This window comes from Deltaproteobacteria bacterium (genome assembly GCA_035063765.1).
Lineage (GTDB): Bacteria > Myxococcota_A > UBA9160 > UBA9160 > PR03 > CAADGG01.
In genome coordinates, this window is sequence record JAPSFT010000004.1 from 22,480 (window position 1) to 36,790 (window position 14,311).

Consider the following 14,311-nt stretch of genomic DNA (forward strand, 5'->3'; position numbering starts at 1 on the left):
ACGCGCCCTTCCGCCGCCGCGGCGCTTCAGCGAGGAGCCGCCTCGAGCGGTGCTCGCGGCGCGGGCCGGCGATCGCGCCGGGTTGCGGCGCTGCGGCCGTGTTCCGCCCCGGCGGCCCGCACGCGCGCGCGTTCGAGGAGCTCCGGGAGCCGCCACGGGGTCGGGATCCGCACGCGCTCGCCGGTGCGGGTGCGGAAGAGCAGGTGGCCCTGCGCGAGCGCGCGCTCGAAGAGGTCGCGCAGGAGCGCGACGTCACGCTGGCAGTAGGCCTCGATCTCGGCGACGCGGCCCTCGCGCCACCACTGGAGCGACTGGAGGCCGTCGCCGCCCTTCGCGACCCCGAGGTTCACCTCGGCGAGGTGCCCGAGCGGGAGCCGGAAGCCGATCCGCTCGCGCACCGCGTCGAGCAGGTCGAAGGTGGGATGCCGCTCGAGCTCCCGGTCGGTGTAGCCGCGCAGCACCCGGTAGTCGAAGCCGAGCACGTTGAAGCCGACCACCAGCTCGGCCTCGGCGAGCCGCGCGAGGAGGGCCGGCACGTCGCGCTCGTGGAAGGTGTCGAAGCGCCCGGCAGCGGTGTCCCAGGTCACGGCCAGGGCCACCCGCATGAGGTGGGCGTTGTGCCAGCCGCCCACCTCCTCCGCGCTGCGCTGGGTCTCGAGGTCGAAGAAGAGGAGCCGGGGGGCCGGCGCGGGGAGCGCCTCGAGCGCGGGGGCGGCCGCGCCCGGCGCGGGCGGCTCGGGCGCCGGCCCGGGCGGCAGGCTCGGCAGCGGCTCGTGCGCGAGCAGCAGGCGCAGGGCACGCAGGGCCCCCGCCTTGTCGATCGGGCGGTTGCCGCTCCCGCACTTCGGCGAATGGACGCAGGCGGGGCAGCCCGTCTCGCAGTCGCAGTCGCGGATCCGCTCGTGGGCGGCCTCGAGCAGGGTCTCGAAGCGGTCGAAGAGGCTCGTCGCGAGACCGAGGCCGCCCGCGTGCCCGTCGTAGAGGAAGATCGCGGCGCGTCCCACCTGGGGATGGGCGAGCGTCGTGATGCCGCCGACGTCGTGGCGGTCGCAGAGCGCGAAGAGCGGGAAGAGACCGAGCGCGGTGTGCTCGACGGCGTGGAGCCCGCCCATCGGGTGGAGCCCCTGCGCGCGCAGCGCGGCCGGGATCTCGTCCGGGATCTCGAGCCAGATCCCGGTCGTCTCGATCGCGGTCGGCGGGAGCGCCAGCGGCTCGCTCCCGAGCAGGTCCTGGCCGTGGATGCGCCGGCGCTCGAAGCCCGTGATGCGGGTCGTGACCCGCACGCGCCCCCGCACGAGGCGGAAGCAGCCGGCCGGCCGCGCCGCGTCGCGCCCGAGGATCTCGGTCTCCTTCTCCGCGAGCGCGCGCGTGAAGAAGGGCACGTCGACCGCGCGCACCCGCACGCGCTGGGCCTCGAGGTCGAGCGCGCGCACCAGGAACTGGCGCCCGCGGTGCAGGTAGACGGCGCCCTCGTGGCACTCGGCGAAGACGCGGCCGGCCCCGATGGTCCCGATGACCGGCGGCCGCTCGCCCGCAGCCGCCTCGAGCTCGATCGCGAAGCTGGCGCCGGCCTGGCGCAGGTCCACGTCGCGCTGCGGGAGCCGGCGCGCGGCGAACCACTCGCCGCCGGCCTCGCTGCGCAGGAGCCGCCCCGCCTCCTCGAGCGCGCGCAGGTTCGCGGCGGCGCCCGGCTCGGCGAGCCAGCCCTCGCCGGCGCGCAGCGGCAGCTCGTCGGCGGCGCAGGGCAGGTGGGCGCCCGCGATGTCGGCGTTGTGCGGATCGACGACCGCGTGCTCGACGTCGCGCTCGAAGAGCGCGTGCGGGTGCGCCATCAGGTACTGGTCGAGCGCATCGGGCTGGGCGATCAGGACGACGGCGCCGGCCTGCGCGCGCCCGACCCGGCCGGCGCGCTGCCAGGTCGCCATCTGGCTGCCCGGGTATCCGACCAGCAGGCAGACGTCGAGGCCACCCACGTCGATGCCGAGCTCGAGCGCGGAGGTCGAGATCACCCCGACGAGCTCGCCCGTGAAGAGCCCGCGCTCGATCTCGCGCCGCTCCTCGGGCAGGAAGCCGGCGCGGTAGGACGAGATCCGCCCGCGCAGCGCCGGCTCCGCCTCGACCACCCACTGGTGGATCAGCTCGGTGACCCGCCGCGCCTTGGTGAAGGCGATCGTGCGCAGGCCGAGGCTCGTGGCGAGGCGGAAGAGCCGCGCCGCGGCGGTGTAGGGCGAGCCCGCCGGGTTCAGGAGCACGACGTGGCGCGGCGGGCGCGGGGCGCCGTCGGCCTCGATCACGTCGAAGCGGCGCCCGGCGAGCGCGGCGGCCAGCTCGCCCGGGTTCGCGATCGTGGCGGAGGCGGCGACGATCTGCGGCTGCGCGCCGTGGTGCGCCGCGACCCGCAGGAGCCGGCGCAGGACCTGCGCCACGTGCGCGCCGAAGACACCGCGGTAGGCGTGCAGCTCGTCGACGACGATCCAGCGCAGGGAGGCGAGGAAGGCCTGCCAGCTCGCATGGCGCGGCAGGATCCCGGCGTGCAGCATGTCGGGCGTCGTCACGAGGACGCGCGGGGGCGCTTCGCGGATCCGCCGCCGGCGCGCCGCCGGCGTGTCGCCGTCGTAGACCTCGACGAGGCCCTCGCTGGCGAGTCCCAGTGCTGTGGCGCCCGCCACGAGGCGGTCGCGCTGGTCGCGGGCCAGGGCCTTCAGGGGGAAGAGGTAGAGGGCGCGCGCATCCTCGCCGGCCGCGGCCGCGCGCAGCACGGGCAGCTCGTAGACCAGCGTCTTGCCGCTCGCGGTCGGCGTCGCGAGCACCACGTCGGCGCCCGCGTCGAGGCGTGCGAGTGCGCTCCCCTGGTGGCGATAGAGGGCCTCGATGCCGCGCCGGGCGAGGGCGGGGGCGAGGGCGGCGTAGCCCGCCGGCCAGGCCTCGCAGGGCCGCGCCGGCTGCGCGGGCTGGCGTTCGTGGTGGCGGAAACCGTCGCGCAGCCCCTCCTCGTCGCGGAAAGCGGCCAGGAAGCGCGCGAGGCGATCGCCGTCGGCCTGCTCGGGAGGGCCCGCGCTCCCGCCCTCCGTCCCGGTCTGCTCGACAAGCCCAGCGCTCGCGCCGTCCGTCCCGGATCGGGGGCCGCGCCCGGGTCGAGCGGGTCGGGTGCTGCGCACGGAGCTCTCCCGGTCCGCGCGGGGAGGTCCGCGGCCGGCGTGCTGGCGGGACGGGGTGAGGCGGTCGCAACGAGGGGAGGCGGGCGCGATCCTACCTTCCTTGCTTGACGCGCGCGAGCCCGCTCCTGCACTCTCCGCGCGGTGCGCTTCTCCCTCCAGGCGCAGTACGCGATCTGCGGCGTCTTCGACCTCGCCTACAACGGGCAGGGCGAGCCGGTCCCCGTGCAGGCGATCGGCGAGCGGCAGGGGATCCCCGCCCGCTACCTCGAGCAGATCTTCCAGCGCCTGCGGCGCGCCGAGCTCGTGACCGGCAAGCGAGGCCCGGGCGGCGGCTACGTGCTCGCGCGGCCGGCGTCCGAGATCAGCCTTCGCGACGTGGTGGAGGCGGTCGAGGGCCGTGCCGAGCGCTGGCTCGCGCTCGAGCCCGACGCGCAGGCCCCCGTCCCGTACCGGCCCGCCTTCCTGTGGCCGCGCCTCGCCGATCGCTTCGCCGAGGTGCTGGCGGCCACCACCCTCGCCGACCTGTGCCGCGAGGCGCCGCAGGCGTCGGTGCAGCGCGCCGACGTCGATCTGAGCTACGTGATCTGATTGCCCCCGGGCTCGGGCTCCGGCTCCGCGAGCAGCTCGACCGGATTGCAGTCGAGCCCGCCCGCGATCAGGCAGAGGGTCGCGAAGGGGATGCGCGCGTCCCGCTCCTCGACGGCGGCGAGGAGCGTCGGCCGCAGCGTCTCGCGCAGCCCGGTGGCGCGCTCGTGGGCGGCTGCGATCGCCTCCACCAGGTCGCGTTGCGACCAGCCGCGCGCGTGGCGCCGGCCGCGGATCCCGAGGCCGTCGGGCTGCACGATCCAGCCGTCGTCCATCGCGCCCGAGTCTTGCATCCGCGCGGTGCCCCGCCAGCGGAGGCCGGGCGGGGGCGGCTCCGGGCGATGGGTCCTAGAATGCCGGGCTTCCCCCGCCCGAGAGGAACGATCGTGAGCGCGACGACGAGCGCCCGGGTCCGGATCCCCGCCGCGCTGCGGCCCCTGGCCGGCGGCCGCGCCGAGCTGCCGGTGGCGGCGGGCTCGCTGCGCAGCGTGCTCGAGGCGCTCGGCCGCGACGCGCCCGGGCTGCGCGAGCGCCTGCTCGACGAGGGCGGCGCGCTGCGCCGGCACGTCAACGTCTTCGTCAACGACGAGGACGTGCGCTTCCGGGAGCTGCTCGACACGCCGGTGCGCGAGGGCGACCGGGTCACGATCGTGCCCGCGATCGCCGGAGGGCGGAGCGCTTGACGCAGAACGGCGCCAACGGGCCCGCCCGGCGGCGCATCGAGGTGGACCCCGAGCGTGCGCCCGCCGTCCTGCCGGCGGCGGTCCTGCACGAGGTCTTCGCCCATGCGCGCGAGGCCGACCCCGAGGAGTGCTGCGGCCTCGTCACCGGCGACGAGCGCGAGCCGTGGCGCCAGGTCGTGCGCTGCCGCAACGACATGACCCTGCACCACCGGCGCGAGCCGGCCGCCTACCCGCGCGACGGCCGCGAAGGCTTCTACATGAACGAGCAGGACTACCTGCGCGCCGAGGACGAGGCCGAGGCGCGCGGCGAGCGCGTCACCTGCGTGTACCACTCCCACGTCGGCTGCGGCGCCTGGTTCTCGGAGCTCGACCAGGAGTTCGCCGATCAGCCGCTCTTCCCCTTCCCCGAGGCGTCCCACCTGGTGGTGTCCGTGATCGGCGGGAAGGTCGTGGACCAGGCGCTCTTCGTCCGGGAGCCCGGGGCCCCCGGTGCCGGGTTCAGCGGCCGGCTGGTGGTGCACGGCCGGTGGTGAGGGCGATCGCGGGGCTCGCGGCGGTGCTCTGGCTCGCCTGCGCCGGCGCCGGCGGCGTCGAGAAGAGCGAGCTGCCGGCCTCGCCCGTGGCGCTCCTGCAGCGCTCCGAGGAGGACTCCCTGCGCCGGCTCGACGCGCTCCACGACTGGGAGAAGCGCCAGACGGGCTCCGGGAAGGAAGGCGTGGCGCTGATCGAGAACCTGGACGGGATGTACGGCGGCGAGCCCGACCTCGAGCGGCGCCTCGCCGGCGTGAAGGGTCACCTCGTCCTGCTCGACCCCCGCACCGGGGAGACCAGGCGGCTCGAGAACGCCCCGCCCCAGGCGCGGCCGGCGGGCTGGTCGCCCGATCGCCAGCGCCTCCTGGTGGCGGGAACCTGGCGCGATCGCCGCCAGCTCTTCGTCTGGGACCGCGAGACGCGGCGCATCGAGATCGCGACGGCCGGCCCTGCGCACCACACGACCGGCTGCTTCGCGGCGGGGGACCGGATGGTGGCGCTCGAGGTGGCGAGCCCGACCCTCGCGCAGGCGAGGTCGCGGATCAAGGTCTGGCCGCCGGGCGGCGGCGCACCGCGCGTGCTCGGCGAGGAGGCGTTCCACTTCGGCCTCGCCTGCTCGCCGGCCGAGCCCCGGATCGCGCTCGTGCGCGTCGATCCCGAGCAGGGACGCACGACGATCCTCGTGCAGGCGATCGACCCGCCGGGCGCTCCGGTCGAGGTGGCAAGCGGCGCGAGCCCCGTCTTCACACCCGACGGGGCATGGATCGTCTACGTCGGCCGCACCACGAAGGGCCAGCGCCTGTACCGCGTACGCCCCGACGGCAACGGCCGGACGCCGCTCGGCGCGGGGATCACCGAGGAGACCTTCCCCGCGGTGTCTCCGGACGGGCGCTTCGTGGCCTACGTGTCGACCGAGGAGAGCGGCCGCGAGCGGCTCTGGGTACGCCGGCTCGACGGGAGCGGCGACCGGCCGCTGCTCGGCAGCGGCGACGGCTCCCTGCCGGTGTGGTGAATCGCTGGGGTGAATCGAATCGTGAAGGAGGACGGATGACGACCGAATCGGATCTGGTGCCGGTGCACGGCGGGCTCGACGCGCCGGTGGATCGCGTGGTGCCGCTCAAGGAGCGCAGCCGCTTCCTCGCCGAGGCCGAGCGGCTGCCCGCGATCCGCGTGCTCAAGGCCGACGTCTCGACGGTGCACCGGATCGCCGACGGCACGCTCTCGCCGCTCGAGGGTTTCCAGGGCGAGGCCGACTGGCACCGCGTGCTCGACGAGGGCGCCGTCCTCTCGCGCGGCGGCCGCTACGCCTGGGGCATCCCGCTGGCCCTCCCCGTCACCGACGCCGAGGCGCGCGCGCTCGCGAAGGGCGGCTCGGCCGCGCTGCGCGACGAGACGGGCCGGGTGGTGGCGATCCTCGACGGGATCGAGTGCTTCGCCTGGGACAAGCCGAAGTACGTGGCACGCGTCTACGGCACCGAGCGCATGGACCATCCGGGCGGGCGCATGGCCACGGGCGACGAGCGCACCCGGCTCGCCGGCGGGCGCCTGCGGGCGCTCCCGCAGGACGCGCATCCGGCGGCCGGCCCGCTCTTCTCGCCGCGCCTCACGCGCGCCTTCCTCCGCGATCGCAAGTGGGAGCGCGCGCTGGCCTTCCAGACCCGCAACCCGCTGCACCGCGCGCACGAGTACGCGCTCGTGGCGGGCGTCGAGCGCCTCACGCGCGCGGGCGCCTTCACCGGCGTGGTGCTGATGCCGCTGGTCGGCGAGTTGAAGGGCGACGACGTGCCCGCTGCGGCGCGCATGCGCTGCTACCGCAAGCTCCACGACGACCGCCTCCTCGGCCAGGGCGACAAGGACGAGGCCTTGTGGCACTCGGTCGGCTACGACTTGAGCGAGGTCTTCGCGGTGATCCCCCTCGACATGAAGATGTTCTACGGCGGCCCGAACGAGGCGGTCATGCACTCGGTCTACCGCCAGAACCACGGCTTCACGGACCTCGTGATCGGGCGCAAGCACGCCGACGCCCCCTTCGACGACGGCTCGCCGATCTGGGGCGACTTCGACGCCCAGGAGGTCTTCGAGCGGCTGCGCGGCGAGCTCCACATCCGGCCGTGCAAGATCGGCTTCGCGGCCTACTACGAGTCGCTCGGCCGTGTGGACCTGACCGACAACCACCCGGACGAGAAGCCCTACGCGATCAGCGGCACCAAGGTGCGCGAGCAGCTCCAGAAGGGCGAGAAGCCCGACCCGCGCATCCTGCGCCCGGAGATCGCCGAGATCCTGATCGAGTCGTACCGGAGCTGACGAGGGGGTCGTCCTGGAGATCGGCGTCCCGAAAGAGACGAAGGACAACGAGGTCCGCGTGGGCCTGACCCCGGACGGCGCGCGGCAGCTCGTCGCGGGCGGCCACCGGGTGCTCGTCGAGCGCACGGCGGGGGCCGGCAGCGGCTTCGGCGACGACGACTACGCGCGCGCCGGGGCGACGCTCGTCGGCGTCGAGGAGGCGTGGGGCGAGCCCGACCTGGTCGTCAAGGTGAAGGAGCCGAACCCGGCCGAGACCGCGCGCCTGCGCCCCGGGCAGACGCTCTTCGCCTACCTCCACCTCGCGCCGAACCGCGCGCTCACCGAGGGCCTGCTCGCCGCCGATGTGCGCGCGATCGCCTACGAGACGATCCAGCACGCCGACGGCACCTTCCCGGTGCTGGCGCCGATGAGCGAGGTGGCCGGCCGGCTCGCGATCCAGGTCGGGGTCACGCTGCTCCAGAAGGACCGCGGCGGGAAGGGCCTGCTGGTGGGCGGCGTGCCCGGGGTCCCGCGCGGGCACGTCACGGTGGTCGGCGCCGGGATCGTCGGCATCAACGCCGTGCGGGTGGCCCACGCGCTCGGCGCGGAGGTGACCGTCCTCGACCTCGACCTGCGGCGCCTCACCTACCTCTACGACCTCTTCCACGGCGAGCTCTCGACGCTCTACTCGAACCGCACGAACCTCGAGCGCTCGGTCGCCGAGAGCGACCTGCTGGTCGGGGCGGTGTACCTGCGCGGCCAGCGCGCGCCCCGCCTGGTCAGCGAGAAGATGGTGGCCTCCATGGGGCCGGGCTCGGCGATCGTCGACGTGGCGGTGGACCAGGGCGGCTGCGTCGAGACGATCCACCCGACCACCCACTCCGACCCGACCTACCCCGTGCACGGCGTGATCCACTACGGGGTCGCCAACATGCCGGCCGCCGTGCCGCGCACCTCCACCTTCGCGCTCACCAACACCTCGCTGCCCTACCTCGAGCGGATGGCGGAGCAGGGGGTCGACGCCGCCCTGCGCGCCGACCCGGCCCTCGCGCTCGGCGCGAACGTGTGGCGCGGCACGCTGGTCGAGGAGGGCGTCGCCCGGGCCCACGGCCTCCCGTGGCGGCCGGTCGCCGAGCTGCTCGGAGCCTGACGGAGCGGCGTCAGAGCATCCGGATGCGCGCGCGCGCGGCGCGCGCGAGGAGCTCGCCGGCGCGCCGGGCCTCGTCGGGGTGGAGGGCGTAGCCGAAGACCAGCGGGGTACGCTGCGGGGCGTCGCCGAGCTCCTGCGCCACCTGCTCCGCGGCCCGGCGCGCGAGCTCCACGAGGCGCGCGCTCGCATCGGCCCCCGGCGCGAGCGGGAGCAGCGCGAGGAGCGAGCCGTCGCCCGCGGTCACGAGCCGCTCGCCGGGCGCGAGCGCGGCGCGCAGCGACTCCGCGGCGCGGCGCCGGATCCGCTCGAGCCGTTCGGGAGCCGGCGGGGGCGGTGCGTCCGGGGGCGCTCCGACGTCGCAGCGCAGGAGCGCGAAGCGGCGGCCCGCGGCGATCGCGCGCTCGAGCGGGCTCGCGAGCGGTGGGTGCGGGCGCACGCCGGGTGCCGCGTCGGGGGCGCGCGGCTCGCGCCAGGCCTCGGGCTGGAGCCCGAGCCGTGCGGCGGCGGCCGCGGGCGTGAGCGCACCGGCCGGCGCCCCGTTCGGGCCCCCGCCGTCGATCACGAGCGCGGGCGCCTCGCCGCGTGCCGGCGCGCGGGGGTCGTCGGTGAGCGCCTGCTGGAGGAGCCGCGCGGCGCCCGGCTCGATCCACGCGAGCCGCCGGCGCAGCGAGCGGGCGGCCGGGTCGTAGACCCACGCGAGCACGAGGTCGTCGCGGCGTGCGAGCGCCGGCAGCAGCGCCAGCGCCTCGTCGGTGGCACCGTACACGGCGATGCGGCGGCTCATGCGGTCCTCGGGGGGTCACGGGCGGGCGCCGGCTCAGTCCTCGGCGAGCAGCTCGAGCGTGAGCGAGAGGCGCAACCGTAGCTCGCGGCCCTCGGCGTCGGCGAGCACCACCGGGACGACCAGGCCGCGCGCGCCCTGGGGCTCCGCGGCACCCGCCGCGACGATCCGCCAGTCCCCCGCAGGCGCGCCGTGGGGAGCCGTCACCTCGAGCCCGAAGCGGCCGTGACCCTCCATGTGTGCAGGGGCCGGGAGGCCGTCGTCGGTCTCGAGCGGGTAGGCGGCCGCGACCTCGGGCCAGGAGGCGTCGAGCAGGCCGGCCGCCCGGCTCACCGCCTCGTCGTGCTCGTCGGGCTCCCCGGTGAGGGCGAGGGCCGCCTCCTCGAGCTCGGCCCGACGGGGTGCCGCCGGGATGGGGCGCGCCGGAGGCGGTGCAGGCCGCGCGGGCAGCGGCGGGACGGGCGGGCGCGCGCCAGGCGGAGTGGGGGCGGGCGCGTCCGCAGCCGCGCGGCCGTCGCGCAGCGTCCGCACCACGCGCTTCGAGATCGTGGTCAGCGTCTGGAGCACGCCGGAGCCCTCGGCCGCGACCGCCTCGAAGACGGCGGCCCCGCGCACGTCGAGCTTGCGGTGGAGCTCCTCGAGCACGAAGGCGTCCGAGAGGTCCTGCTTGTTGTACTGGACCACGAGCGGCACGTCCTCGAGGCTGCGGCCGTAGGCGCCGAGCGCGCTGCGCAGCTCCTCGAGGGCCGCCACGTTGGCGTCGATGCGCTCGCGACGGGCGTCCACCACGAAGACCAGCCCGTCGACGCGGTCGAGCAGCGCCTTGCGGGTCGGCGCGTGCTCGGCGCCGCCCGGCACGGCGACGATCTGGATCCGCGTGCGCGCGCCCGCGATCTCGCCGAGCTCGATCGGCAGGCGCTCGTAGGAGACGCTCGGGTCGAGACGCGTCGGCACGTGCTCGAGGCGGCCCCGGTGGTCGGGGCGCAGCTTCGCGTGGATGCCCTGGAGGTTCGTCGAGGTCCCGGCGCCCTCGATGCCCCAGTAGACGATCCGCGCGTCCACGATGCGCTCGCCGGCTCCGCTCGGCTGGGCTCCGCTCGCCTGGGCCATCGGCTACTTCCCCTTCCTCTGGAGCATCCGCCGCGCCTGGGTCGAGATCGCGGCCGGGACGTCCTTGCTCTTCATGATGGCGCGCAGATCGCGTTCCTGCAGGTGGCCGATGAAGCGCATCGCCCACTGCTGGGGGCACTTCGGGTTGGTCACCAGCGCGAGCTGCACCGCGTAGCTGCGGGTCCACTCGCGGCTGCACGCGATGATGCGCAGGACCTCGTCGCTCACGTTGCGCGCCTTGGCGAAGGCGACCACCTCCTGGGGCTGCACCTTCGGGCTGCGCACCGCGGCCGCAGCCACGAGCTTGTTGCGGTCCCGCACCAGCAGCGCGCGCGCCTCGCCGTTGCCGATCCGGGCCAGCTTCACCTTGTCGAAGACCGACATCTTCTGGATCAAGGCGTGCAGGCTCTTGCTCTTCTCGTCGTCGAGGCGCACGCCGTCCTCGATCAGCTCACGGGCGAAGCCGGAGGCGTCCTCGCCGAGGACGGCCGCCAGCACGGCACGCGCCTGCTCGTCGTCGATCGGCCCGGGCGCCTCGAGGGCGGTCTCCTCGAGCTCCTCGTCGGGCAGCTCGTGGGCGGGCCGCTCGAGGCCGAGGAAGCCCAGGATGCGGTCGATCACCGCGCGGCCCGTGAAGGGGTTCTGCCCGAGCGCCTCGACGATCTCGGCGCAGCGCAGCATCCGCTCCTGGTTGTTCGACACGATCTCGACGACGCGCTTGTGGGGCAGCGAGGCCAGGAAGGCGATCGTCGCGTCGTCGGTGGCGGGATTGAGCGCGATCCGCTCGAGGCGCTCCGGGTGGTCGCGGAAGGCGTGGGCGCAGAACGAGAGCACCGCCGGATTCGCCGGCCCTGCCAGCGCGGCCGCGAGCACCGTCTCGGGCAGCCGCTCGAGGCTCCCCCGGGCGCGCTCCTTGACCCGCGCCTCCGGGTCGTGGCAGAGGACGAAGAGCACGGTCAGGAGCTCGACGGGCGGGAGGGGCAGGGCGCCCGCGGCGGCGAGCGCGCGCACCTCCACCGGGGCGTCGCGGCGGACGTAGCGCTCGGCCTCGGGCGAGAGCGTGAGCCGGATCCTGCTCGACACCGGCGTCCCTCCCTGGCGGCCGCCGCTCCCTCCCGGGCCTACGAATGGGCTGCTGCCGCTGCCTTGGCCTCGTCCACGATCTTGTCCCGGAGCTGGGCCGGGACCTCCTCGTAGTGCGAGAACGCCATGTGGAACGCCCCCTTCCCGCCGGTGAGGCTCGTGAGGACGCTGGCGTACTCCAGCATTTCGGCCATGGGCACCTGGGCCTTGATGACCGAGGTGCTGCCGCGTTGGTCGGTGGACTGCACGCGCCCGCGGCGGCTGTTCAGGTGGCCGATCACGTCGCCCATGTGCTCGTCCGGGGCGGCCACCTCGACGCTCATCACGGGCTCGAGCAGGGTCGGGCGCGCCTGCTCCGCCGCCGCCTTGAAGCCGAACGAGCCGGCCAGCTTGAAGGCCATCTCGTTCGAGTCCACCGGATGGTGCTTGCCGTCGATGCAGCGCACCCGGATGTCCACCACCGGGAAGCCCGCGAGCGGGCCATGCGGGAGCGCCTCGTGGACCCCCTTCTCGACGGCCGGGATCAGGTTGCGGGGAATCGACCCCCCCACGATCTCGTCCACGAACTCGAAGCCGGCCCCCCGGGGCATCGGCTCCACGCTCAGATAGCAGACCCCGAACATGCCCTTGCCTCCGGTCTGCTTCTTCAGCTTGCCCTCCACGTTCTCGACCTTGCGGGTGATCGTCTCGCGGTAGGGGATCTTGGGCCGCTGGAGGTCGATCTCGAGGTTGAACATCCGCTTGAGCCGCTCCGCGGCGATCCGGATGTGCAGCTCGCCCATGCCGGTCAGCAGGAACTGCCCGGTATGGGGATCGCGCTCGACGTGGAGCGTCGGGTCCTCCTCGACGAGCCGGGCGAGAGCGGTGAAGAGCTTGTCCTCGTCGCCCTTGTGCTTGGCGGCGATCGCATAGGAGAGCACGCCCTTCGGGATCGGGATCGGCGCGAGCGCCACGCCGTTCTTCTCGGCGGCGAGCGCGTGGCCGGTGTGGACGTCCTTCAGCTTGGCGACCGCGACGACGTCGCCCGGCCCCGCCTCCGGCACCTCGACGTGATCGTGGCCCCGCAGCAGCAGGAGCTTTCCGAGCCGCAGCTTGCTGCCGCTCGTCGCGTCGAGGACGCCCTGGTCGGGCCGGGCCGTGCCCGAGACCACGCGGAACACCGAGAGCAGCCCCGCGTAGCGGTCGATCACGGACTTGAAGACGAGCGCCGCGAAGGGCGCGTCGGGCTTCGGCTCGAGCACGCGCTCGCCCTCGCCCCCGAGCTCGCGCCCTCGCCAGGGCCGGGCCTCCTCGGGCGAGGGCAGGAGCTCCTCGAGCGCCCGCAGGAGGGGCCCGATCCCGAGCGCGCGCGTCGCGACGCCGGCGAAGACCGGCACGATGCGCCCCGCGCGCACGCCGGCCACGAGCCCGCGGCGCATCTCCTCCTCGGACAGCTCGCCCGCCTCGAGGTAGTGCTCGATCAGCTCGTCGTCGCACTCGGCCACCGCCTCGACGAGCTGCGCGCGGGCGGCGGCGGCCCGGTCGGCGAGCGCCGCGGGGACCTCGCCCTCGCCCCGCTCGCCGACGACCTTCATCGCCAGCAGGTCGATCACGCCCGAGAAGGCCGGCCCGGCGCCGACCGGTATCGCCACCGGCACCGGCTTCGCGCCGAGGGCGGCGAGCGAGGCCACGGCGGCGTCGAAGTCGGCGCGCTCGCGGTCCATGCCGTTCACGAACGCGAGCACCGCGAGCCCGAGCTCCTGGGAGGTGCGCAGCATGCGCTCGCTCCCCACCTTCGCGCCGTCCACCGCCGACAGGACCAGCACCGCGCCGTCGAGGGCATGGAGCGCGAGCGTGCCGTCGCTCTGGAAGTTCGGGTCGCCGGGCGTGTCGACGAGCGTCAGGTGGCGGCCCGCGTGGTCGAAGGCGTACACCGAGGTGCCGACCGTCGCCCCCTGGCGCTCCTTCTCCTCGGGCAGCGTGGTGAGCGCCGCGGTCCCGGCCGTCACGTTCCCGAGCGCCGCGAGCGCGCCCGCCTCGAAGAGCAGGGCCTCGCCGAGCGACGTCTTGCCGTCGCCCGAGTGCCCGACCAGGGCGAAGTTGCGGGTGCCGGCGACCGGGACGTCCTTCATGCGTTCTCCCTCTCCCGGCGCGAGCCGTCGCCGCGCAGGGTACGGTTGCGTTCGAAGATCATGCGCAGGCCTTCGAGGGTGAGAAAGGGCTCCACGCGCTCGATGGTCTTGCTCTCGCTGGCGATCCGGCCGGCCAGCCCGCCCGTCGCGATGACGCGCGCAGCGGCCCCGAGCTCGCCCCGGATCCGCTCGACCATCGCGTCCACCATGCCGGCATAGCCGTAGAGCATGCCCGACTGGACCGCGTGCGTGGTGGTCTTCCCGATCACCGAGCGCGGCGGCGACAGCTCGACGCGCCGCAGCATGGCGGCCCGCTCGAAGAGGGCCTCCATCGCCACCAGGATGCCGGGGAAGATCGCGCCCCCCAGGTACTCGCCCTTCTCGGACACGCAGTCGAAGGTGGTCGCGGTGCCGAAGTCGACGGCGACCACCGGGCCGCCCATCCACTCGTAGGCGCAGACCGAGTTCACGATCCGGTCCGCTCCCACCTCGTGGGGGTTCTCGTAGCGGACCGGCATCCCGGTGCGGATGCCGGGACCGACCACGAGCGGCGAGCGGTCGAAGAGCTTGGTGCACACGCGCTCCCAGATCGGCAGGAGCGGCGGCACCACGCTCGAGACGATCACGTCGGCCACGCGCGCGACGCGGATGCCGGCCTGCTCGAAGAGCGCCCGCAGCACGACGCCCACCTCGTCGGAGGTCTGCCCGCGGTGGGTCGCGAGCCGCCAGTGCTCGGCGAGCGCCGCTCCCACGCCCTCGTACACGAAGGCGCCGAGCGTCACGTTCGTGTTGCCGATGTCGATGGCGAGCAGGACCGGCGCAGCGGAGCTCACGGG

At 75.0% G+C, this 14,311-nt stretch carries 13 protein-coding genes; 6 read left to right on the forward strand and 7 right to left on the reverse strand.

What is annotated here, in order from left to right; translation table 11 throughout:
* Nucleotides 1–26: 26 nt before the first annotated feature.
* Nucleotides 27–3,158, reverse strand: a complete 3,132-nt coding sequence (locus tag OZ948_02640; protein ID MEB2343619.1) for a DEAD/DEAH box helicase — start codon at nucleotides 3,156–3,158, stop codon at nucleotides 27–29.
* A gap of 141 nt (nucleotides 3,159–3,299) precedes the next feature.
* On the opposite strand from OZ948_02640, the gene OZ948_02645 reads away from it, so the two are divergent.
* Nucleotides 3,300–3,746: an Rrf2 family transcriptional regulator gene (locus OZ948_02645; GenBank protein ID MEB2343620.1), complete on the forward strand. Its 447-nt coding sequence runs from the start codon at nucleotides 3,300–3,302 to the stop codon at nucleotides 3,744–3,746.
* Here the strand turns inward: OZ948_02645 and OZ948_02650 are convergent.
* Nucleotides 3,734–4,018 (reverse strand): hypothetical protein, encoded by a 285-nt coding sequence (locus OZ948_02650; protein ID MEB2343621.1) that lies wholly within the window; start codon nucleotides 4,016–4,018, stop codon nucleotides 3,734–3,736. The two genes, OZ948_02645 and OZ948_02650, sit on opposite strands and share 13 nt — an antisense overlap.
* Before the next feature lie 111 nt (nucleotides 4,019–4,129).
* Between OZ948_02650 and OZ948_02655 the strand changes: the two genes are divergently transcribed.
* Genes OZ948_02655 through ald form a run of 5 tightly spaced genes read left to right on the forward strand, consistent with a single transcriptional unit; the run spans nucleotide 4,130 to nucleotide 8,390 of the window.
* Nucleotides 4,130–4,426 (forward strand): MoaD/ThiS family protein, encoded by a 297-nt coding sequence (locus OZ948_02655; GenBank protein ID MEB2343622.1) that lies wholly within the window; start codon nucleotides 4,130–4,132, stop codon nucleotides 4,424–4,426.
* Complete coding sequence (locus tag OZ948_02660; protein MEB2343623.1) at nucleotides 4,423–4,959, forward strand: Mov34/MPN/PAD-1 family protein; 537 nt, start codon at nucleotides 4,423–4,425, stop codon at nucleotides 4,957–4,959. The genes OZ948_02655 and OZ948_02660 overlap by 4 nt, the downstream gene beginning before the upstream one ends.
* On the forward strand, nucleotides 4,956–5,969 hold the full coding sequence (locus OZ948_02665; protein MEB2343624.1) for a hypothetical protein: 1,014 nt from the start codon (nucleotides 4,956–4,958) through the stop codon (nucleotides 5,967–5,969). The genes OZ948_02660 and OZ948_02665 overlap by 4 nt, the downstream gene beginning before the upstream one ends.
* 35 nt (nucleotides 5,970–6,004) lie before the next feature.
* Nucleotides 6,005–7,261, forward strand: a complete 1,257-nt coding sequence (locus OZ948_02670; protein MEB2343625.1) for a sulfate adenylyltransferase — start codon at nucleotides 6,005–6,007, stop codon at nucleotides 7,259–7,261.
* Between the two features lie 13 nt (nucleotides 7,262–7,274).
* Nucleotides 7,275–8,390, forward strand: coding sequence for an alanine dehydrogenase (gene ald, locus OZ948_02675; GenBank protein MEB2343626.1), 1,116 nt, complete (start codon nucleotides 7,275–7,277; stop codon nucleotides 8,388–8,390).
* Nucleotides 8,391–8,400: 10 nt separating this feature from the next.
* Here the strand turns inward: ald and OZ948_02680 are convergent, their stop codons facing one another.
* The 5 genes from OZ948_02680 to OZ948_02700 are packed head-to-tail and all read right to left on the reverse strand — an operon-like array spanning nucleotide 8,401 to nucleotide 14,308.
* Nucleotides 8,401–9,174, reverse strand: a complete 774-nt coding sequence (locus tag OZ948_02680) for a hypothetical protein (GenBank protein MEB2343627.1) — start codon at nucleotides 9,172–9,174, stop codon at nucleotides 8,401–8,403.
* Between the two features lie 33 nt (nucleotides 9,175–9,207).
* The gene (locus tag OZ948_02685) at nucleotides 9,208–10,281 is read right to left on the reverse strand and encodes an ADP-ribosylation factor-like protein (protein MEB2343628.1); all 1,074 of its coding nucleotides are present in this window, start codon (nucleotides 10,279–10,281) and stop codon (nucleotides 9,208–9,210) included.
* Nucleotides 10,282–10,284: 3 nt separating this feature from the next.
* Nucleotides 10,285–11,364 carry a hypothetical protein gene (locus tag OZ948_02690; protein ID MEB2343629.1) on the reverse strand — a complete coding sequence of 360 codons (1,080 nt, stop codon included), beginning with the start codon at nucleotides 11,362–11,364 and terminating at the stop codon, nucleotides 10,285–10,287.
* A gap of 38 nt (nucleotides 11,365–11,402) precedes the next feature.
* Nucleotides 11,403–13,475: an elongation factor G gene (gene fusA / locus OZ948_02695; GenBank protein MEB2343630.1), complete on the reverse strand. Its 2,073-nt coding sequence runs from the start codon at nucleotides 13,473–13,475 to the stop codon at nucleotides 11,403–11,405.
* Nucleotides 13,472–14,308 carry a type III pantothenate kinase gene (locus OZ948_02700; protein ID MEB2343631.1) on the reverse strand — a complete coding sequence of 279 codons (837 nt, stop codon included), beginning with the start codon at nucleotides 14,306–14,308 and terminating at the stop codon, nucleotides 13,472–13,474. The genes fusA and OZ948_02700 overlap by 4 nt, the downstream gene beginning before the upstream one ends.
* Between the last annotated feature and the right edge of the window lie 3 nt (nucleotides 14,309–14,311).